Raw genomic sequence first — 20,648 nt, 5'->3', positions numbered from 1 at the left:
CTCTAGAAGTCGGTTTCGCTCATGACGAGCTTTGACGCGTCGAGCAACTGCACGAGTCCGGCCGGCGTTCGGCAGACGCCGAGCGCCATGTCACGGATCACCGCGGGGACGGTGGCCGGCACCGGCTCGAGTCGAACGTTGGCCAACTCCACCACCTCGCCGACCCGGTCGACGATGAGGCTGATGACCTCGTCCGCCAGGCTGACGACGACGCTCATGGTCGCCTCGTCGACCTCCTTTGGGGGGAGCTCGAGGCGCTTGCGGAGGTCGATCGAGGTGACGATCTCGCCCCGCAGGTTGATCAGCCCCGACAGCGCCGCGGTGGCGTTGGGGACAGGGGTGGTCGCCTGCGTCTTGAGGATCTCCCGCACGGCGTGGACGTCGAGCCCGTAGATCTGCTCACCCACGTAGAAGGTGCAGACCCGATGCTGAGTCAGGGTCGACGTCGCCGCAGCCACGGTCTTCATCGGCTCGAGTTGTTCGACAGGGCAGCGAGGGCAGCGGCCAGCTCGCCGAGACCGCGAGCGGCCTCCTGGGTCTGTGCTGCGCTGTTCGAGGTCTGGGTCGACGCACCGGCAACGCTCGAGATGTTCTCGGTGATCTCGGCGCTGGTGGTGGCCACGTCGGACACCGCAGCCGAGATCTCGTTGGTGGTCGCCGTCTGTTCCTCGACCGACGCTGCAATGGACTGCTGCGTCGAGCTGATCTGGTCGACCACGGTGGCGACCTTGATGATGGCGTCGACCGCAGCCTGGGTGTCGGACTGGATCCGCATGACCCGGGCCTTGATGTCCTCGGTCGCCTTGCCGGTCTCGCCGGCGAGCGCCTTGACCTCGTTGGCCACCACGGCGAATCCCTTGCCTGCCTCGCCGGCTCGTGCCGCCTCGATCGTGGCGTTCAGGGCCAGCACGTTGGTGTCCTCGGCGATCGACGAAATCAGTTCGACGACCTTGCCGATTTCCTCGGAGGACGTGCCGAGCTGCTCGATGGTGAGTCGGGTCTGGTTGGCGACGTCGGCGGCCTCGGTCGCCGTCTTGGTGGCGGCGCTGGCGCCTCGCGCAATCTCGCCGATGCTCTCCTGCAGCTGCTCGACGGCGGCGGCGACGGAGTGGGCGATGGCCGATGCCTCTTCGGAAGCGGCGGACACGCTGGAGGCCTGAGCGGCCGTTTCGGTCGCCCCCGACGCCAGCTCGACGCTGATCTGGGTGAACATGTCGGAGCTGTTCGACAGCTCGGCGGCCTTGGCCCGTACCTCGGTGAGGAGTTCGGCGGTGCGCTCGAACGCTTCGCGCTCGGCACGAGCGGCGTGCTTCTGCTCGGTGACGTCGGACCACGAGGTCAGGTAGCCGAGCAGCTCGCCGCTGGGCGTCTTGATTTCGGAGACGACGAGCGACAGCGACGTGTCGCCCATGTCCAGCGAAGCGTCGATGGGCAGTGGTCCAGCCAGCATCGAGCGGTTGTGGGCCGGGTTCTTGTGGAACCGGTCGATCGATCCGCCGACGATCTCGTCGACTCGCATCGGGAGGTGCGACTCGACCTTTCGCATCAGGGCGGTCTGGGCCGGGTTCATGTAGCGCACGATCATGTCGGCGTCGGCGAACATCATGCCGAGCGAGGACGATTCGACCATCTGCGCCAGGCGAGTGGACTCCCTGGCCGCTTCCTCACGGGCGAAGATGCCCTTGCGGATGGCGAGGACGAGGACGGTACCGCCGCCACCGACCAGGAAGAAGCTGGCGATCAGCCCGAACCACAGTTCCTTGCTGACCCCGTTGCCGTGGTCGACGACCTCCTCGGCGAGGGCGTGGGCGTCCTCGTCGAACATCGCGAGCGCCTCGTCGATTTTCGCCGTGAGCGGGTCGACCGTGTCGTAGAGTTCGCCGTCATAGCGCTCGATCGCCGACTCGCCATTGGCCGAAATGTCGGCGATGGCGGTGTCGAGGGCTGCATTGACCGCCGCGACATTGGCATCGAGCTCCTCCCAGAGATCGGCGTCGGGGGCGTGGTTCTCCAGGAGGAACGTGTGGTACTCCTCCCATGTGGCGGTGCCATCGGTCCGAGCCGTCTCGAGATGGCTGACGACCTCTTCGGCGGTGTAGATACCGGCCGAGCCACGGTTGACCGTGTCGATGACCTCGACCGCGTAGAGGTCGCTGAGCACCTTGAAGTCGCGCATTGGCGTGATGATCTTGCCGTTGATGAAGTCGACGTTTTCGGTCGCCTTGTTGATCGCGCTGCGGCCGGTGATCGTCATGAAGGTGACGAGCGCAAGGCCCACGATCAGCACGCCGAGGACGGCGCGATCGGTTCGCAGGTTCTGTAGACGTTCCATGTTCGGGGTGTGCTCCTGGTGCTTCAGACGGCCGAGCCGGCCAGTTGATCGAGTTGGGGGATGGGAGAGTGCTCGGTCGTCATCTGCCGATCGAGGTTGGGGAACAAGTGCGCAATGAGCGTCGGGATGTCCAACAGCTCTACGAGTTCGTCGTTGTGGATGATCGATCCGGCGGCACCGGTGCGACCCTCGGTGCCGATCTCGTCGGCAACCTGGGGGTCGATGGCGACGACATCGAGGACCGAGTCGACGACGAGGCCGACCGACATGGCCGCTCGTTCGCTCGTGACCACGACCCGCAGCGGCTGGTCACTGCTGCGGCGACCGGATCGGTCACTGAACTCGCTGAGGTAGACCACAGGCAGCAGCCGGCCGCGGTACTGCACGACCATCTGGTCGCCGCTCCACTCGACCGCCGTCGGAGCGATCTTCTCGAGACGCTCGAGGTCGGCGGTCGGCAGACCGATGCGACGCTCGCCGACCATGACGGTCAGAACGGACTGCTTGTCGCTGACTTCTTCCGGACCGGTGGCGGTGGTGCTACCGGTCGAGGAGGCGAGGTTGCACTCGCGGGCAATGGCGGTGATGTCGAGGATCAAGGCTGCCGATCCGTCGCCCATCACCGTGGCGCCGGCGTAGACACCCAGTTGCTGGACCTGGCGGGACACCGGTTTGACGACGATCTCCTCGGCCTTGGTGACCGAATCGACGATCAGGCCGAAGGGCTGGTCGCCGGACTGGACGACGATCACGGTGAGCGTGTTCCGGTCCTGCGGCACCGGCATCTGGAGGACGTCGGCGAGTTCGATCAGCGGCAACAGTTGCTCGCGGAGGCGCAGGATCGGTGCGGAGTGGATCCACTCGATCCGCTCATGAAGGTCGTCCCCCTGAAGACGGACGAGCTCGACGACGCTGGCTTGCGGGATGGCGAAGATCTGGTCGCCGTTCGACACCACGAGCGCCGGCACGATGGCCAGGGTGAGCGGGATCGCCAGACGAATGGCGGTTCCCTTGCCCAGCTCCGATCGGATCTCGAGTGTCCCGCGGATCTCCTTGAGGTTGGAGGCCACCACGTCCATGCCGACGCCCCGGCCGGAGATCTTGGTGACCTCGGTGGCGGTCGAGAAGCCCGGGCGAAGGATGAGCTCGACCCGTTCGGTGTCGGTCATCGTGTCGAGTTCGCTCTGGGTGATCAGGCGTTTCTCGAGGGCGGACTGGGCGATGCGGTAGGGGTCGATGCCGCCACCGTCGTCGGCGACCTCGATGATGACGTGGCCACCATCCTGGATGGCCGAGAGGCGGATCGTGCCCTGAGCGGGCTTGCCGGCTTCGGCCCGCACCTCGGGGGATTCGAGACCGTGGTCGACCGCGTTGCGGACCAGGTGCACCAGCGGGTCTCGGATGGCCTCGATGATCGTGCGGTCGAGTTCGATGCCTTCGCCGCTCATGACGAGCTGGGCGCCCTTGCCGGTGGCCTTCGAGACGTCGCGAACCACACGGGGCAGCGAGCGCCATGCGCTCTCGATCCGCTGCATTCGGGTACGCAGCGCCTGCTCCTGCAGCGACGAGGTGATGTAGGCCAGTTCCGAGGCCATGCGGCCGATGTCGGTCGCGCCGGAGTCGGTGGCCTGGACGATCTGGTTCCTGGCGAGCACCAGCTCGCCGACGAGACCGACGATGCCATCGAGCACTTCGAGATCGACTCGGATGCTCGAATCGGCGTTCGCCTTCGTCCGCTGCTGGGTCTCCGGATCGGAGATCTCGGCACCGAAGTTGTCGAGGAAGGCGTTGATCAGTGCTTCGACCTCACCCATGGTGGTGTAGCCGAGAGCGGCGACCAGTTCGCCGAGGCGGCGATGATCACCGGCGCGCTGGAAGTCGAGCGCTTCGTTGAGTTGAGCCTCGGTGATGAGCCCGCCCTCGACGAGCACCCGTCCGACCGGCGACCTGCCGCCGATGGGATTGGGGGCGTGCGGCGGGTTGGGAATGGGCGGCAGATCGTTGTCAGCCGGTTCGACGCCGTCGCCGACAGCGGAGGTCGGCTCCTCGTCGACGGTCGCCGGCTCATTCGCGTCATCGAGGCTTCCGACTTCGGCGGCGTCACCGTCGCGGAGCTGGGCCAGCCGGTCGAGGAGCGGTTGATAGGTGGCACTGCCTTCGGTGCCGTCGCTCTCGAGCTGGTCGAAGATCGTGCGCAGGGTGTCGACGGTCTCGAGAAGCGCAGAAGCGATCTCCTCGTTGAACGCAATCTCGCCGTCACGGACCTTCGACAGGAGGTGCTCGCCCGAGTGGCTCACGCTCTCGACCGTCACCAGGCCGAGGAAGCCGCTGGCGCCCTTCACGGAGTGGATTCGACGGAAGATCTCGCGGACGAGTTCCAGATCGTTGGGCTTGGACTCGAGGTCCAGCAGCGCATCATCGATCGCATCGAGTGACTCGCGCGACTCGACGACAAACGCTTCGATGAGTTCGCCATCGCCTTCGAGATCGTCCACGGCATCCCTTTCGCCTTCTTGACAGAACGATCGAAGGTTCGGCGCGCCGTCAACAGCTATGAGTGGCGGTGCGGGGCGGTCGGCCGATTTCGGGGGCGCGACCGTGGGACCAGGACGTTCCCTGGTGCCTCGAGGACCCGGAGAAGATGTGATGGGTCCTGCCGACGCTCACGAGCGAGTTGTGCGCTACATTGACGGACCGGGTGGTCGCTGGGATTCCCTCCCCCAGTGACCACCCTCTTCGCGCTCCGGCCCGAGTCGCCGCCGACCCCCACGGCACCGTCTTGATCGTGCGTCGGGCCAACGGCCAGACTCCGACGGTGACCTTCTCAACGCTCCTGATCGCCAACCGAGGCGAGATCGCCTGCCGCATCATGCGTGCCGCCGACGAGCTCGGTATCGACACCGTCGCGGTGTACTCGACCGACGACGCCGAGTCGCTCCACCGACGCAAGGCCACGCGCTCGGTCCCGCTGGCAGCGCGGGGAGCGGCGGCGTATCTCGACATCGAGGCGATCATCGCCGTTGCCGTCGCCGAGGGCGTCGACGCCATCCATCCCGGGTACGGCTTCCTCAGCGAGAACGCCGACTTCGCCCGGGCGTGTGACGAGGCGGGCATCGTGTTCGTCGGCCCCGGCGCCGACGTCCTGGAAGCGTTCGGCGACAAGTCGGCGGCCCGGCTGCTGGCTGTCGCCTGCCACGTGCCGGTGTTGGCCGGTACGGCGCCGCTCGCCGACGCCGGCGAGGCCGAGGCGTTTCTCGACTCGCTCGGCGACGATGGTGCGATCCTGCTGAAGGCGGTGGGTGGAGGCGGGGGCCGTGGTCTGCGTGTGATCGAGGATCGTGGGTCGATCTCGGAGTCGCTCGAGCGGTGCCGGTCCGAGGCAGCGTCTGCCTTCGGTCGTGCCGACGTGTTCGCCGAGCAGCTGGTTCGCACCGCCCGGCACATCGAGGTCCAGGTGGTCGCCGATGGGCACGGCAACGTCACCCACCTGGGCGAACGGGAGTGCACCCTGCAGCGCCAGCACCAGAAGCTGATCGAGATGGCGCCCGCTCCCGGGCTCGATCCTGGCATCCGTTCTGCGCTGTGCTCGGCTGCCGTCGCCATGGCCGAGCGGGTCGGCTATCGCAGCCTCGGGACGTTCGAGTTCCTCGTCGACAACGACACCGGCAACTGGTACTTCATCGAAGCCAACCCTCGTCTCCAGGTGGAGCACACCGTCACCGAAGAGGTCACCGGGATCGACCTCGTGCAGACCCAGCTCGAGCTGGCAGGTGGGGCGACGCTCACCGATGTCGGTCTGGACCAGCCGATCGAACCTCGGGGCCAGGCCATCCAGGTGCGGGTGAACACCGAGACGATGCAGCCAGACGGCACGTCGCGTCCCACCGGCGGAACGCTCTCGGCCTTTGCCATCCCGTCGGGCCTCGGGATCCGCACCGAGACCCACGGCTATCCGGGCTATACCACCTCGCCGTCGTTCGACTCGTTGCTGGCCAAGGTGATCGTGCACCACCCCGCAGGCTTGGCAGCCGCCCTGCGTCGTGCTGATCGCGCCCTCGGCGAGTTCACCCTCGGAGGGATCGCCACCAACCTCGACTTCTGTCGGGCGTTGGTGCAGCGGCCCGACGTGGCCGCCAACACCATCTCGACCCGACTGATCGACGCGATCGCCCCCGAGGTGATCGCCGCTGCGGAAGAGCTGACGTCCGCCCGTGGCGCCGGCGACGACGCTGGTGCCCCGACGCCGGGCCACGCCGGTCGCCACCTGGCGAGTGCCGATCCGCTGGCGGTGTTGGATCTTGGCCGCACGGCGCGCAGCGACACCGCCACCTCGGCGACGGCAGCGCCGTTGGCCGAGGGGATGCACGCCATCGGCGCGCCGCTGCAAGGCACGATCGTGTCAATCGGGGTCGAGGTCGGCGCCGAGGTCACCAAGGGTTCGCCGCTGCTCGTGATGGAAGCCATGAAGATGGAGCACGTCATCGAGGCCGACGTCTCGGGCGTCGTCCGGGTCGTCAACGTGAGCGTGGGTGACGCCATCTTCGAGGGCCACCAGTTGATCGCCATCGAGGAGGGCGATGTCGCCGGTGAGGCCGTCACAGCCTCGTCCGAGATCGATCTCGACCACATTCGGCCCGACCTGGCCGAGGTGATCGAGCGCCACGAGATCGGCCTCGATGCCCGACGCGTCGAGGCCGTGGCCAAACGCCACGAGCGAGGCGGTCGCACCGCCCGGGAGAACGTCGCCGATCTGGTCGATCCCGACACCTTCGTCGAGTACGGCGCCCTCGTGCTCGCAGCGCAGCGCAAGCGCCGCTCGGTCCAAGAGCTGATCGAGAAGACGCCCGGCGACGGTCTCGTTGGCGGCCTAGCCCGCATCAACGGCGACCTGTTCCCCGGTGAGGAGGCCCAGTGCGCCGTGGCGTCGTACGACTACATGGTGCTCGCCGGGACCCAGGGGCACATGAACCACGCCAAGAAGGACCGTCTGTTCGAAACGGCGAAGAAGCTCCAGCTGCCGTTCGTGATGTTCACCGAGGGTGGTGGCGGTCGTCCCGGCGACACCGACGGCACCGGTGTTGCCGGACTCGACTGCCTCGCCTTCGGTCTGTGGGCCGAACTGTCGGGTCTCGTGCCTACCGTCGCCATCAATCGGGGCTATTGCTTCGCCGGCAACGCCGCGCTGCTCGGGTGCGCCGATGTGGTCATCGCCACCCGTGACTCCAACATTGGGATGGGCGGCCCGGCGATGATCGAGGGCGGCGGGCTCGGCGTGTTCCATCCGAGCGAGATCGGCCCGATCGATGTCCAGAGCCGCAACGGGGTCATCGACATCGTGGTCGACGACGAAGCCGAGGCCGTACGGGTCGCCAAGCAGTACCTGTCGTACTTCCAGGGGCCGCTCGAGGAGTGGTCGTGCACCGACCAGCGAGAACTGCGCCACATCATTCCCGAGAACCGGCTGCGGATCTACGACGTGCGCGAGGTGATCGAGAAGATGTTCGATACCGACTCGGTGCTCGAACTCCGTCAAGACTTCGGGGTCGGCATGATCACCTCACTCGCCCGGATCGAGGGCAAGCCGGTCGGCGTCATCGCCAACAACCCGACCCATCTGGCCGGGGCCATCGACCCGAACGGTGCCGACAAGGCGTCGCGATTCATGCAGCTGTGCGACGCCCACGACCTACCGATCGTGTTCCTCTGCGACACGCCGGGGATCATGGTCGGCCCCGAGGTCGAGAAGTCGGCGCTGGTGCGCCACGCCTCACGCATGTTCGTCACCGGCGCCAGCCTCACGGTGCCGTTCACCACGATCGTGTTGCGCAAGGGCTACGGATTGGGGGCGCAGGCGATGGCCGGCGGCGGCTTCAAGTTTCCCATCATGACCGTGGGCTGGCCGACCTCGGAGTTCGGCGGGATGGGGCTCGAGGGTGCGGTCAAGCTCGGCTACCGCAACGAACTGGCCGCCATCGAGGATCCCGAAGCACGGGCCGCCGCCTACCAGGAACGGGTCGACCGCATGTACGAAGTCGGCAAGGGTGTGAGCATGGCCGACCACCACGAGATCGACGACGTCATCGATCCCGCCGACTCCCGCCGCATCATCGCCGCCACCCTCACCGCCGCCGGCTCCCCACCCAAGCGTCAGGGCAAGAAGCGGCCCATGATCGACACCTGGTGACCCGACTCGTCGACCGCCCGAATCACTGGGCGCGTGGCGAGCAGGGGAGTAGGCAGCCTCGCCGTGGGCCTAGCTGATGGTGAGGGATTGCACTTTGGGTGGGGACTCGGCGCTGAGGGTGAAGGCCACCGTGAGGTGCGTGGGTGGCGCACCGATCTTCGAGCGGTGGCCGCGAGCCGCCGTCGGTACCACGCGTTCGACGGGCTCGATCGTGAACGAGCCGGCGGCGCCGTGCTGGATCGAGAGCGGGCCGAAGCGAAACGTCACCTCGTTGCCCGAGAGGGTGTCGAGACCGCGGCGGAGCCGGGCCAGGTCTCGGGCGATGAGGGCCGCCCGACGATCGAATGGTTCATCGAGCTCGACATTGATCGCCCAACCCGAGTCGGACGAATCGACGGACCAGTCGGGCGGCTCGTCGCCAAGTATCGGCTCGAGCACTCGGATGAGGAACCGGTGGGCGGCCTCGACCTGCGGCGCCGACGGTGGCGGCACGGTGAGCGGAGCGTTTCCGGCGAGCGAGGGGAGACGGTCGAAGATTGCCATGTTGAGCTGCGCCATCGGGGCGTAGGTCAGGTTCGAGAGGGCGACGATGCCGAGCCCGTGGTCGACCAGCCAGCGCATGTTCGACCCGAACCCCGGCAAGCCGCCGCTGTGGGTGACCACGGTGCCGAGTTGTTCATCGTGGACGACCTGCAACCCCATGCCGTAGCCGCTCGCCATGCCGGGATTGCCGTGGGACCGATGGATCTGTTGTTGCTCGCGGCGCGACGATCGGCGGAGCGGCCCATCGTCGGGATCGTTGCGCGCCGGGTAGGCGTCGAGCATGAATCGCACCCAGCGACGGAGATCCTCGATCGAGCTCCACAGGCCGCCCATTGGTGCCACTCCGCCGTCGGCGAGCGGAGGGAGCTCGGCCTGCCACGCACCCTCGTCACCGTCATGGATCGGAGCAAGCCATCGGTGCCCGGTCGCTGCACCAACGTCGGGCGGGTCCCAGCCGGTGTCGGTCATGCCCAACGGTTCCAACAGTCGCGCGCTGACGTGGTCGCGCAGCGGTGCGCCCGTGACCTCCTCGACGACACGGCCGGCCATGGCGAACCCATAGTTGGAGTATTGGAAGGCCGTGGCGGTCGGGTGCGCATGGTGGGCGCCCCGCTCGAACAGGTCGTCCATGACCGTGGGCTCGGCGTCCAGCAGGCGGTCGGCCCACGGGTCGTCGGTGGCGAAGCCGGCCGACATGGTGAGGAGCAATCGAAGCGTGACGGGCGGTGCGTCGCTCGTCGGGCCGACGACGCCAGCGAGGCTGGGAGCGAGCCGGGCGATCGGCGCATCGAGATCGAGCACTTCGTCGTCGCGTAGTGCGAGCACCGCCGCTGCGGTGAAGCTCTTGGTCATCGACGCGATCCGGAACCTGGATCGCTCGGTCGGAGCGACCGACGTGCGGTGATCGATCGATCCTCGAGCGACGGTGGGGAGGTGGTCGGTGCGATCGAAGACGGAGACAACGACACCGGGCAGGTGGTGCTCGGCGACCCAACGATCGGTCAACTCGGTGATCAGCGCGCCCAGCCGATCATCGAGCTCGATCGTCGATCCCACGCTCAGCGCTGACCCGTCTGCACGAACGTGGTGATCGCGGCGAACGCGTCGCGGTCCTGCATCATGAACAGGTGGCCACCCTCGAAGACTCGGAGGACCGCGTCGGGAATGTCGTTGGCCAGCTTTTCGGCGTTGGACAGTGGAGCGATGTGGTCGTAGCGCCCGGCGCACACGAGGGTCGGCGAGGCGATGGCGGGCAGGGCTGCGTTGACGTCGTGGCCGGCCCGGGCCTCGAGCTGGCGGCGGGCTCCGGCGGCCGCCTCACCGGACGGCGGGTTGGCGCCTCGTGCCAGCATGGCGTCGTAGACCACTCGCGGGATCCCGGGCAGCGGCTCGTCGGCGTCGGGGTCGTAGCGACCGTCGGTCAGTCGCATGCGCCGATCGAGGAGCTCGTCGGGTGGGAGGTCGGTCAGGGTGTGCAGAGGGAACGAGGCATGGTCGCCACCCGGTGAGGTGCAGTTCAAGACCAATCGGTCGACGAGGTCGGGATGGCGCTGCACGAGATTGAGCGCCACCATGCCCCCGAAGCTGGTCCCGACCACGTGGCACCGTGACCAGCCGAGCGCTGCGGCGAGACCGGCGGCGTCATCGGCGTACTGGGCCATCGTGTAGGGACCGTCGGGCTTGTCGGTCTGGCCGAGGCCGCGTTGGTCGAAGTGGCACACGTAGCCCGCCTTGTTGATCGGGTTCCGGTCGGGCTGCGACCATCGCAAGTCGTTGCCGGTGCCACTGATCATCAGGACCGGCGGTGCTTCGGGGTCGCCGTGCATCTCGTAGTACATCTGCAGGCCGTCGACGTCGATGAAGGGCATGCGCACGGTGTAGCACGCCCGGCTGCACGGTGTAGCACGCCCGGCGGGCCCTGCCGACCCGGTTCGTGGGTCAGCCGAGAGGCGACCCCGTCACGCCACCGGACGAGGGGTGGTCTTCGGCGCCCGGTGCTGGGAGGTCTCGCCGACGCCGAACACGAAGATGGCAACGGCGATGAACGACCCGACACCCAGCGCCGCCGATGATGCGCCGAGTCCGAACGTGTCGGCCAGGACCCCGACCACGATCGGCCCGACGATCTTGCCGAAGTCGCGGATCGCTCCGAGCGTGCCCAAGAACTGGCTGGTCGCTTGGGGTGGAGCGATGTCGCTCGACAGGGTGAGCATGGTGCCCGATCCGAAGCTGTTGCCGACACCAATCAACGCGGCAGCACCCGCCACGCCGGCGTAGGTGTCGACGGTGGCCAGCCAGATCAGACCGATGCCGACCAACGAGAAAGCAGGCACCACGGCGGCGAGCCGCCCGAATCGGTCCATCACGTAGCCGGCAATCGGGAACAGGAGGAAGTCGGTGAACGTGCCGATGCCGACGAGCAAGCCGATGTCGCCCGGGTCTAGTCCGAGTCCTTCACCGATCAGTGGGATCACGATCTGGCGGCCCTGCCGAGCAGCGATGACGAGAATCTGGGCGATTCCCATCGGGACGAGGATCGGCCAATGCGAAGTGCGTTCGATCGGGTCCTCGACCGCATCGGGAACCTCGAGGTCGTTGCGCTCGGTTTCGCTTGTCGCCGGCGAGACCGTCGAGGGCAGCGGTTGGCGACTCGTCAGCAGGGGAAGCATGCCGAGCGCCGTGACCAGGCCGGCGGCCAGGAACGCTGCGGGATAGCCTAGGGCTTCGACAGCGAAACCGCCGAGGACCGGGCCGATGAAGAAGCCCAGGCGGGTGGTGCCGCCGAAGAGCGACATTGCTCGGCCACGCACGCTGCTGCTGGTCGCCCGGGTCATGACCGTCTGACGCGACAACAACCATCCCGTCGACCCGACACCCCACAGCAGCCGGGCGATCAACAGCACGGCCGTGATCTCGATCCAGCCGAACACCCCGGTCGTGGCGGCCATCACCGCCACCGAGGCGAGCATGACGACCTGTTCGGGCCGTCGGGCCAGGAGGTGGCCGAAGGGGAGTTGGGCCACCATCGCCCCAACCCCAGCTGCGGCGAGGACCCACGCGATCGAGCTGTAGGACAGCTCGATCGAACGGAGATAGAGCGGAAGGATCGGCAGCAGCATCGCCGTGCCGGTCTGCACCGCCAGCGCCGGCAGATAGATGGGCATCACCAGTGACCGCAGGACCGTCGCGGCGGTTGGTGGCGACGTTCCTGGCATCGGTGCCACCGTACAACGCCGTTGCCAGGCATGATGTCGTGCGTGGCTGAGGCTGGAACACCGACCAAGAAGACGATCGACTCGAAGGCCGTGCGGGCTTGGGCCTTCGATGTGGGTGACCGTGCGTCGTCGCTGCGGGTCTACGCCGCTGTGCGGTGGACGGTGCAGACCTTGCTGTTCCCGTGGCTGAGGGCCGAGTGCGTCGGCTCGGAGCGACTCGACCTCGAGGGCCCGATGATCCTGGCGCCGGTGCACCGCTCGAATCTCGACTCGGTCGTGGTCGCGTGTTTCAGCAAGCGGCGCATTCGTGCGCTGGGCAAGGAGTCGTTGTTCGTCGTCCCGGTCGTCAAGTACTTCTGTGCCGCCCTGGGCGCGATCCCGGTGCGGCGGGGCCAGGCCGACCGTGAGGCGCTGGCGGCAGCGAAGTCGCTGCTCGACCGGGGCGAGTCGATGATCGTGTTCCCCGAAGGCACCCGGCAGGATTCCGGTGTCGAACTCGGCGAACTGTTCGACGGCGCGGCCTGGTTGTCGGCCCGCACCGGCGCTCGGGTCATCCCCATCGGCATTGCGGGCACCGACACGGCGATGGGAGCAGGTGCCAAGTGGATCCGCCGGGCCCACGTGCGGGTCGTGGTGGGTGAACCGCTCGACCCTCCGGTCCGTCCCGACGGCAAGCGAGCCGACCGCGACGCCATGAGGATCTTCACCGAGACGTTGGCCGAACGGCTGGCCGACGTACAACGTCAGGCGTACTCGCTCGCGCAGTGAGCGCCTGCGATCCACCGTTTGTGACCGTCTCGACGCCCATGAGGTTGGCTGGTCGGTCACGGTCCGGCTCCACGAGGCGATGCGCCGAGCGATCTCGAGCGTCGACGATGGGGCGTCGCAATGCAACGACGACACACTCGGCGGTCGGGCCCAGGTCACCGAAACGGACGACTCCACTGGCAAAGCCGCAGGCAACGCACGGTCCGGCCGATCGTGCGTCGGACTCGGCTCACCGATAGAGCTCAGGCCAGCCTGTGGACTGATTGGCGCCACCACGCGTTCATCACATCCGACCATGACATCGGCATGGTCGAGGCCGACCGATTCCATCGTGAGCATGCCGTGGCCGAACTCGCGATCCGGGATCTGAAAGAAGACGCCGAGCTCGAGCACATCCCGTCCGAGCACTTCCACGCCAACGCCGCCTGGCTCGGGTGTTCGGTCCTAGGCCACAACATCGGGATCTGGGCGAGCATGATCAGCGGGCAGCCGGCGGTGACATGCCGAGCGTCGACCACCGCCCGCTACGCCAACGCCTGCATCGACGCGCTCCGACCACCGGTCCAGCCCGTCCTCACGCCCACGAGCCGCCCAAGACCGCCGAGGAAACCCTTCAGAAGCCGATCGGTGGATGGAGGGTAGGTCGAACGCCAGTTGGAGCGCGGCGGTGCCGACCTCGAACGCCGGTTCGGGTCGGTGCGTGGTGCGGATGGTGCAGTTGGCGTGCTCGAGAGTGCTCGCTGGGGGTTACTCGAGTTTGATGCCGGTGGGGAGGAAGAACCCGACCGTCCCGTCGGGCAGGGGTTCGCAGTAGAACTTGGCCCGGGTTTTGAGGTTGTGGTGGTAGCGGCACAGGCATTGGCCGTTGGTGAGGTCGGTGGGGCCGCCGTCGACGAAGGCTCGGAGGTGGTCGGCTTCGCAGTAGATGGCGTCGCGGTGACAGCCGGGGAACGTGCAGCACCGGTCGCGGAACTTGATGAGTTGTTTCTGGGTGGTGGTGAACAGGCGGCGGGACTGGCCGGCGTTGATGATGATGTTGGGTGCGGTGTAGACGATCCGGCGGATGCGGGCTTCGAACAGGTGTTGGAGCATGATCCGGAACGGGATCGGTGTGCCCCGCAAGGTCTCGCAGCGTCGCATCGGATCGACCGCGGCCGCTGTGGACGGGCCGGAAGGCACCGGGTACGGCGGATCCGGTAGATACAGCCCGCCGGACGGGCTGGCGGCCGTGGGGTTGGTGGCGGGCTCGTTGTCAGCGGCACGGCCGTTGGCGGCAGCGTCGGACCCGTTGCCTGCGTTGCCAGTGGCGGCGTCGTCGTTCAGGTCGGACGCCGACTTCGCCGAGCCGCCACTCTCCTCGGTGCCGTTGTCGGCGGGCGGGGCCGTGTCGCCGCTCGCTTCGCCGGCAGCCGCCGACGCTGCGGTGCGTTCGCCGGCGGCAGCGTCGGCGTGTCCAGCCGCGTTCGCATCCGCAGCGGCCGCGCCGGCGGTGTCGGTGTCGGGTGCCCAGTCGCCGAGATCGGCATGCAGCATCTGGGCGATGAACTCCGACAGACTCAACACATCCAAACCGAAGATGATCGACGGCTCGGGACGCTGTGCCCCCTCCGGCGTGGATGACCCGTCGACCACCAACGACACCAGCGCATCGAGGCGACGTTGCCGGTCACTCCGGCGCAGCATCGACTTGGTGATCACTTCACCCGGCGCTGCCTCCGCCACCGCTTTCGCCCAATCGGCGTCGAAGAACTCCGCTGCCCGCTTCGACACCAGCTGATCGAAGATCTCACCATTCACCGGATCCAAACGCCCGGCCAAATGGAAGTTCCCGTCCAGGTCTTTCGACGACTGATAGAACCGCCGCTCCAGATTCAACAAATACTTCTCGTACGCCCCATCCGGATCGGCGCCGTTCGTCGCTTCGCTCCTCTCTTACCGAGTTTCTCGCTGCGCTCGAAACATCGCGCCGCTGGACGTTGCGAGCTTGCAGCGGCGCGACGTTGTGAGCCTCAGGCGAACAACTCGGGGTGCCCGAAGGGCACACTCGGTCTCTGACCGGCGGATCATCCGATGGGCATGCGCTGGGGTGACCTTGGCCCGATGCGCCAGCCACGCCCCGGTCGACCTCGAACCGAGATGGCGGCCCACACCACGCCGATGCGCGGCCAACGCCAACTGGCCGGTCTGGGTCTCCAGATGCTCCGCGGCGTTGGCCATCACCAACAACAGCTCAGCCATCTCATCGGCCGACAAATCCTCCACATCGTGCATCGAGGAGAACGTGAGGAGCTGATTCGCCAACTGGGCGACATACGGCGTCGACGGATCAGCAGTGATCCGCCCCCTCCTCCCCGCATCCTTCGCCGACCCGAATCCCATGAAAACAGTATGACCACGGGGTATGACAGCCATCGGAGAGTCGGTGGGTGTCCGTCGTGATGAGACATCTGGTTGTTCAGTTGTCTGGGTTGGTCTCCTTGGGTTTGTTGATCCAGGCGATGTCGGGGACCTGGGGTGCTCGGGGTGGCCGATGGAGGCGTGCGGGGTGCTCGCGGTAGGCGGCGTCGAGGACGGCTTGTCGTGCTGCTTGGACGGCAGCGGCTCGTCCGGTGTGGACATCGGATGGGGTGTGGTAGCCGATACCGGAGTGCCGGTGTTGATGGTTGTAGTGCTCCATGAACTGGTCGACGAACGCTCGAGCGGTGGCGAGGTTGGCGAATCGTCGGGAAACGGGGTGATTGCTTCAGTGTCTTGGATAGCGAACCGGTCCGGACGACCAACACTGCGCCTCCCTGCCCGATGGCCCAGGGCGAACGCCTTCATCTCGTCCCTGGCCGCGATCGGCGCGCTGTCCGCACCCTCGGGCTGACCGCCACCACCGGCACCGACGGCTGACGGGTCACTGACGGTGTGACTACCATCACGCCCATGACCGCGATCGACACCAGCCTCAGCCACACCATCGGCGCCTCGGAGCCGCCGCTGCTCACCACGACCATCGGTGACAACCTCCGCCAGACCGTGGCGGATCACGGCAGTCGCGATGCCCTGATCGTTCGCCCCCACGGCGACACGCCCGGCACTCGGTACACCTACGACCAGCTGTGGGCCGAAGTCGATCTCCTCGCCCGGGCGCTGCTGGCGAAGGGTTTCGTCAAGGGCGACCGCATCGGTGTGTGGGCGCCGAACGTCACCGAATGGGTGCTCACGCAGTTCGCCACGGCGAGGCTCGGCATCATCCAGGTCAACATCAACCCGGCGTACCGCACCCACGAGGTCCAGTACGCGCTCGCCCAGTCGGGCTGTCGTGGTCTCGTTGCCGTCACCGATTTCAAGACCAGCAACTACCGGGCGATGATCGACGAGGTGCGGGGTGACCTGCCCGAGCTCGAGCATGTGATCTTCATCGGCGATCCGAGCTGGGACGAGCTGATGGCGCTTGCGGATCAGAAGACCTCGGCCGACGTCGAGGCGGTCGAAGCCACCCTCAGCCCCGACGAACCGATCAACATCCAGTACACCTCGGGCACCACCGGCTTCCCGAAGGGCGCCACCCTCAGCCATCGCAGCATCCTCAACAATGGCTACAACGTCGGCGAGGCCTGCGACTACACCGAGCAGGACCGAGTGTGCGTGCCGGTGCCGTTCTACCACTGCTTCGGCATGGTGATGGGCACGCTGGGTTGCACCACACATGGCGCGGCGATCATCGTTCCTGCTCCGTCGTTCGAACCGGTCGCCACCCTCGAAGCGGTGCAGGACGAGCGCTGCACCAGCCTGTATGGCGTTCCCACGATGTTCATTGCTCAGCTGGCCGAATCCGGTTTCGATGGCTACGACGTCAGCTCGCTCCGCACCGGGATCATGGCCGGTTCACCGTGCCCGATCGAGGTCATGCGCCAGACGATCGACAAGATGCACATGACCGACGTGACCATCGCCTACGGCATGACCGAGACGGCGCCCGTCAGCACGCAGACCGCTACCGACGACCCGATCGACAAGAAGGTCGGCACCGTCGGGCGAGTTCAGCCCCACATCGAGGTGAAGGTGGTCGACCCGGAAACGGGCGAGACCGTTCCGCGTGGCACCTCGGGCGAGTTCTGCACCAAGGGGTACTCGGTCATGGTCGGCTATTGGAACGACCCCGACAAGACCGCCGAGGCCATCGATGCCGACGGCTGGATGCACACCGGCGACCTCGCTGTCATGGACGACGAGGGCTACGTCAATATCGTCGGCCGCATCAAGGACCTCATCATCCGCGGCGGCGAGAACGTCTATCCCCGCGAGGTCGAGGAGTTCCTCTACACCCATCCCAATGTGCGCGACGTGCAGGTGGTCGGCGTCCCCGACCGCAAGTACGGCGAGGAGATCATGGCGTGGATCCAGACCGAGGACGGCAGTGAGATGACCCTCGACGAGGTCAAGGAGTACTGCAAGGGCAAGATCGCGCACTACAAGGTGCCGCGCTATGTCATGACCACCAACGAGTTCCCGATGACCGTCACCGGCAAGATCCAGAAGTTCAAGCTGCGCGACGACGCCATCGAGCACCTCGATCTGTCGAGCCATATCACCGAGACCGCCTGACCTCTGCGAGTTGTACGCGGCTGGGTGGGTGGCGGCGACCTGACGTAGGCTCGGCGCCATGACTGCAACCGAGGCACCATCGACCGTCGAGGAGTTCGCCAGTGGCGGGTTCTCGACCCGGATGTCCGCACCCACCTTCGACAGTGTCGAGGAGACGCGCCGGCATCGACTCGAACGACTGGCGGCGTCGTTCCGCCTGTTCGGGCGATTCGGCTTCGACGAGGGCGTTGCCGGCCACATCACCGTGCGAGACCCCGAGTTCAACGATCGCTTCTGGGTCAACCCCTTCGGCATGAACTTCAAGCACATCAGCGTGTCCGACCTCATCTGCGTCGACCATCACGGCGACGTCGTCGTCGGCTCCAATCCGGTCAACCGTGCCGCGTTCGCCATTCACTCCCGAGTGCATGCCGCCCGACCCGACGTCGTTGCCGCCGCGCACTCCCACTCGGTCTACGGCAAGGCGTGGTCGTCGCTGCGTCGCCCGCTCGACCCGCTGACCCAGGATTCGTGCGCCTTCTACCAGGACCACGTGGTGTTCGACGACTACACCGGCGTCGTGCTCGACACGTCCGAAGGCGATCGGATCGGCGCGGCCCTCGGCGGGGCCAAGGCTGCCATCTTGTCGAACCACGGCAATCTCACCGTCGGTCATACGGTCGATGAGGCCACCTGGTGGTTCATCACCATGGAGCGCACCTGTCAGGCTCAGCTCCTGGCCGAGGCCACCGGTCACAAGCCGGTGCTCATCGACGCCGACCAGGCGGAGAAGACCGCAGGCCAGGTCGGTTCGCACGACGCCGGTTGGTTCAACTTCCAGCCGCTCTACGACTGGATCAGTCGCGAAGAGCCCGACCTGTTCGACTGATTCGTCGAGGGCCCAGCCTGATGGTCTCGTTCATCCGCAACGGGCGCTTCCTCGATCCCGCCGACCAGTGGGTCTACGGCGACCTCACCATCAACGATGGTGAGGTCGTCCGCATCACCGAGGGGCCCGATGTCGAGGCGCTCATTGCCGACGACACCGACATCGTGCTCGATGCCGAGGGCAACCGGGTCGGTCCCGGTTTCATCGATCTCCAGATCAACGGCGGCTTCGGGATCGACCTCCAATCCGACCCGGCGGCGGTGTGGCAGCTGGGTGAGCGGCTGCCGTCGATCGGTGTCACGGCGTTCCTACCAACGCTCACGACCAACGGCCACGCCCACGTCGCCGAGGCGCTGGCGGCACTCGAACGGCGCCCGGTCGACTACGTCGGTGCTGAGCCACTGGGTTGGCACCTCGAGGGTCCTTGGCTGAGCGAGGCGAAGCGAGGCGCGCATGCCCGCTCCAAGCTCGAGCCGATCCCCGACGAGTTGCCGGACTGGTACGCACCGGAACACGGAGTGGCACTGGTGACGTTGGATCCGGAACTGCCAGGGGCCGAGCGTGCGGTGGCCACGCTGGTCGACCGCGGCGTGGTCGTGTCCTTCGGGCACACGGCGGCCGCGCAACCGTTCGCCGATCTGGCGTACGGCTGGGGCGCCACCATGGGGACTCATCTGTTCAACGCCATGGTCGGTTTGCACCACCGTGATCCCGGGCTCGCTGCCACCCTGTTGAGCGAACGGTGTTCAGCGTTCTTCGGGCTGATCGTCGACGGCGAGCACGTTGCGCCGCCACTGGTCGACATCGCCTGGCGGTTGGCGCCCGACCGCCTCGTGCTGGTCAGCGACGCCGTCGCTCCGCTTGGGATGACCGAGCAACGAGTGCACCGCCTCGACGACGGCACCCTTGCCGGGGCTGTGGCGGGTCTCGACGCCGGCGTCCGCAACCTCGCGGCCTTCACCGGCTGCTCCACGGGCGCCGCCCACCGGGCCGCGTCGGCCCGACCGGCCGACGTGCTCGTCGACCAGACCCGGGGCGAGCTGTGGCCCGGCTTGCGCGCCGATGCCGTGGTGCTCGACGACGATGGCCGCGTGGCGGCAACGATCATCGGCGGCGAGCTGGTGTATCGAGCCGACGACTGAGTCGACCGCCGAGTTCTGCGCCCGTTCCCAGGCGGTGGTCATGCGCCCGTACCCGGGCGGTGGTCATGCGCCCGTACCCGGGCGGCGCGGTAGGGTCGCGGCATGTCCCGCATCGAGCTCCGTGACGTCGGCCCACGCGACGGTCTGCAGTCCGAGGAACCCGTCGCGATCGAGCGTCGAGTCGAGCTGGTCGACGCCCTGAGCCACGCCGGTCTGTCCGACATCGAAGCGGTCAGCTTCGTCTCTCCCAAGGCGGTCCCGCAGATGGCAGGGGCGGGCGAGGTGATGGCCTCGATCGAGCGTCGAGCCGGGGTCACCTACTGGGCGCTGGTGCCGAATCGCAAGGGTGCCGAATTGGCCGTCGACGCCGGGGCCGATGCGCTCACCGTCACCATCTCGGCCTGCCCGGTCTACAACGAGAAGAACATCCGCCAGAGCGTCGACGACTCCCTTGCCGCCATCTCCGACATCGTCGCCGTGGCCGATGGTCGGGTGGTCGATTGTGTCATCTCGTGCGTCTTCGGTTCGCCCTACACCGGTGACGAGCCGACCAAGGACGTGCCGCGCATCATCGCCCGGCTTGCCGACCAGGGTGTCAACCGGGTCACGCTGGCCGACACGACCGGCATGGCCACACCGACCCGCGTCGAGGCAGTCATTGCAGCCACCGGACCCGACGTCGGGCTGCACCTCCACGACACCCGGGGCACCGCCCTCGTGAATGCGTGGACGGCCATGTCGCTGGGCGTACGCCGATTCGACACCGCCGTGGGCGGGCTGGGTGGGTCGCCGTTCGCCGCCGGTGCCGGCGGCAACCTGGCCACCGAAGATCTCGTCCATCTCCTCGACGACGCCGGCATCGACAGCGGCATCGATCTGGGCGAGTTGCTCGAAACGGCTCGGCTCCTTCGTGGGATGGTCGGCCACGATCTCCCGGGACGAGTGGCGACGCACGGACCTCGCTCGGTCGAGTCCGCGCCATCAACGACCGCGGGTGTGTGAC

The 20,648-nt window shown here is 67.1% G+C and carries 15 protein-coding genes and 1 pseudogene; 7 read left to right on the top strand and 9 right to left on the bottom strand.

The window, feature by feature from the left end; translation table 11 throughout:
* Positions 1 to 2 precede the first annotated feature (2 nt).
* The 3 genes from R2733_25885 to R2733_25875 are packed head-to-tail and all read right to left on the bottom strand — an operon-like array spanning position 3 to position 4,827.
* Entirely contained in the window at positions 3 to 467 is a 465-nt protein-coding gene (locus R2733_25885; protein ID MEZ5379951.1) for a chemotaxis protein CheW, read from the bottom strand.
* Positions 464 to 2,332 (bottom strand): methyl-accepting chemotaxis protein, encoded by a 1,869-nt coding sequence (locus tag R2733_25880; protein ID MEZ5379950.1) that lies wholly within the window; start codon positions 2,330 to 2,332, stop codon positions 464 to 466. The genes R2733_25885 and R2733_25880 overlap by 4 nt, the downstream gene beginning before the upstream one ends.
* A 23-nt stretch (positions 2,333 to 2,355) precedes the next feature.
* Positions 2,356 to 4,827 (bottom strand): chemotaxis protein CheA, encoded by a 2,472-nt coding sequence (locus R2733_25875; GenBank protein MEZ5379949.1) that lies wholly within the window; start codon positions 4,825 to 4,827, stop codon positions 2,356 to 2,358.
* Between the two features lie 320 nt (positions 4,828 to 5,147).
* Between R2733_25875 and R2733_25870 the strand changes: the two genes are divergently transcribed.
* Positions 5,148 to 8,516: a carboxyl transferase domain-containing protein gene (locus tag R2733_25870; GenBank protein MEZ5379948.1), complete on the top strand. Its 3,369-nt coding sequence runs from the start codon at positions 5,148 to 5,150 to the stop codon at positions 8,514 to 8,516.
* Positions 8,517 to 8,585: 69 nt separating this feature from the next.
* Here R2733_25870 and R2733_25865 read toward each other — a convergent pair whose 3' ends face one another.
* From R2733_25865 to R2733_25855, 3 genes are all read right to left on the bottom strand, one after another.
* A complete protein-coding gene (locus R2733_25865) occupies positions 8,586 to 10,115 on the bottom strand; it encodes a serine hydrolase domain-containing protein (protein MEZ5379947.1) in 1,530 nt (509 codons plus the stop codon).
* A gap of 2 nt (positions 10,116 to 10,117) precedes the next feature.
* Positions 10,118 to 10,927 carry an alpha/beta hydrolase gene (locus R2733_25860; protein MEZ5379946.1) on the bottom strand — a complete coding sequence of 270 codons (810 nt, stop codon included), beginning with the start codon at positions 10,925 to 10,927 and terminating at the stop codon, positions 10,118 to 10,120.
* A gap of 90 nt (positions 10,928 to 11,017) precedes the next feature.
* Positions 11,018 to 12,274 carry an MFS transporter gene (locus R2733_25855; GenBank protein MEZ5379945.1) on the bottom strand — a complete coding sequence of 419 codons (1,257 nt, stop codon included), beginning with the start codon at positions 12,272 to 12,274 and terminating at the stop codon, positions 11,018 to 11,020.
* 42 nt (positions 12,275 to 12,316) lie between these two features.
* Between R2733_25855 and R2733_25850 the strand changes: the two genes are divergently transcribed.
* Together R2733_25850 and R2733_25845 are read left to right on the top strand one after the other, a co-directional pair.
* Positions 12,317 to 13,042: a lysophospholipid acyltransferase family protein gene (locus tag R2733_25850; protein MEZ5379944.1), complete on the top strand. Its 726-nt coding sequence runs from the start codon at positions 12,317 to 12,319 to the stop codon at positions 13,040 to 13,042.
* A 306-nt stretch (positions 13,043 to 13,348) separates the two neighbouring features.
* Positions 13,349 to 13,684, top strand: a complete 336-nt coding sequence (locus tag R2733_25845) for a hypothetical protein (protein MEZ5379943.1) — start codon at positions 13,349 to 13,351, stop codon at positions 13,682 to 13,684.
* A 105-nt stretch (positions 13,685 to 13,789) separates the two neighbouring features.
* Here R2733_25845 and R2733_25840 read toward each other — a convergent pair whose 3' ends face one another.
* From R2733_25840 to R2733_25830, 3 genes and pseudogenes are all read right to left on the bottom strand, one after another.
* The gene (locus tag R2733_25840) at positions 13,790 to 14,917 is read right to left on the bottom strand and encodes an HNH endonuclease signature motif containing protein (GenBank protein MEZ5379942.1); all 1,128 of its coding nucleotides are present in this window, start codon (positions 14,915 to 14,917) and stop codon (positions 13,790 to 13,792) included.
* A 57-nt stretch (positions 14,918 to 14,974) separates the two neighbouring features.
* Complete coding sequence (locus R2733_25835) at positions 14,975 to 15,421, bottom strand: hypothetical protein (GenBank protein ID MEZ5379941.1); 447 nt, start codon at positions 15,419 to 15,421, stop codon at positions 14,975 to 14,977.
* 76 nt (positions 15,422 to 15,497) lie between these two features.
* A pseudogene (locus tag R2733_25830) lies at positions 15,498 to 15,755 on the bottom strand (integrase core domain-containing protein).
* Positions 15,756 to 15,970: 215 nt separating this feature from the next.
* On the opposite strand from R2733_25830, the gene R2733_25825 reads away from it, so the two are divergent.
* From R2733_25825 to R2733_25810, 4 genes are all read left to right on the top strand, one after another.
* Positions 15,971 to 17,635, top strand: a complete 1,665-nt coding sequence (locus tag R2733_25825) for an AMP-binding protein (GenBank protein MEZ5379940.1) — start codon at positions 15,971 to 15,973, stop codon at positions 17,633 to 17,635.
* Between the two features lie 58 nt (positions 17,636 to 17,693).
* Positions 17,694 to 18,503 (top strand): class II aldolase/adducin family protein, encoded by an 810-nt coding sequence (locus R2733_25820; protein MEZ5379939.1) that lies wholly within the window; start codon positions 17,694 to 17,696, stop codon positions 18,501 to 18,503.
* Positions 18,504 to 18,523: 20 nt separating this feature from the next.
* Positions 18,524 to 19,645: a hypothetical protein gene (locus tag R2733_25815; protein MEZ5379938.1), complete on the top strand. Its 1,122-nt coding sequence runs from the start codon at positions 18,524 to 18,526 to the stop codon at positions 19,643 to 19,645.
* A gap of 102 nt (positions 19,646 to 19,747) precedes the next feature.
* Positions 19,748 to 20,647, top strand: coding sequence for a hydroxymethylglutaryl-CoA lyase (locus R2733_25810; GenBank protein ID MEZ5379937.1), 900 nt, complete (start codon positions 19,748 to 19,750; stop codon positions 20,645 to 20,647).
* Position 20,648: the final 1 nt, after the last annotated feature.

It is taken from the genome of Acidimicrobiales bacterium (assembly GCA_041394265.1).
In the GTDB taxonomy this organism is placed as follows: domain Bacteria; phylum Actinomycetota; class Acidimicrobiia; order Acidimicrobiales; family SZUA-35; genus JBBQUN01.
This window is presented reverse-complemented; position numbering and strand designations above follow the sequence as displayed.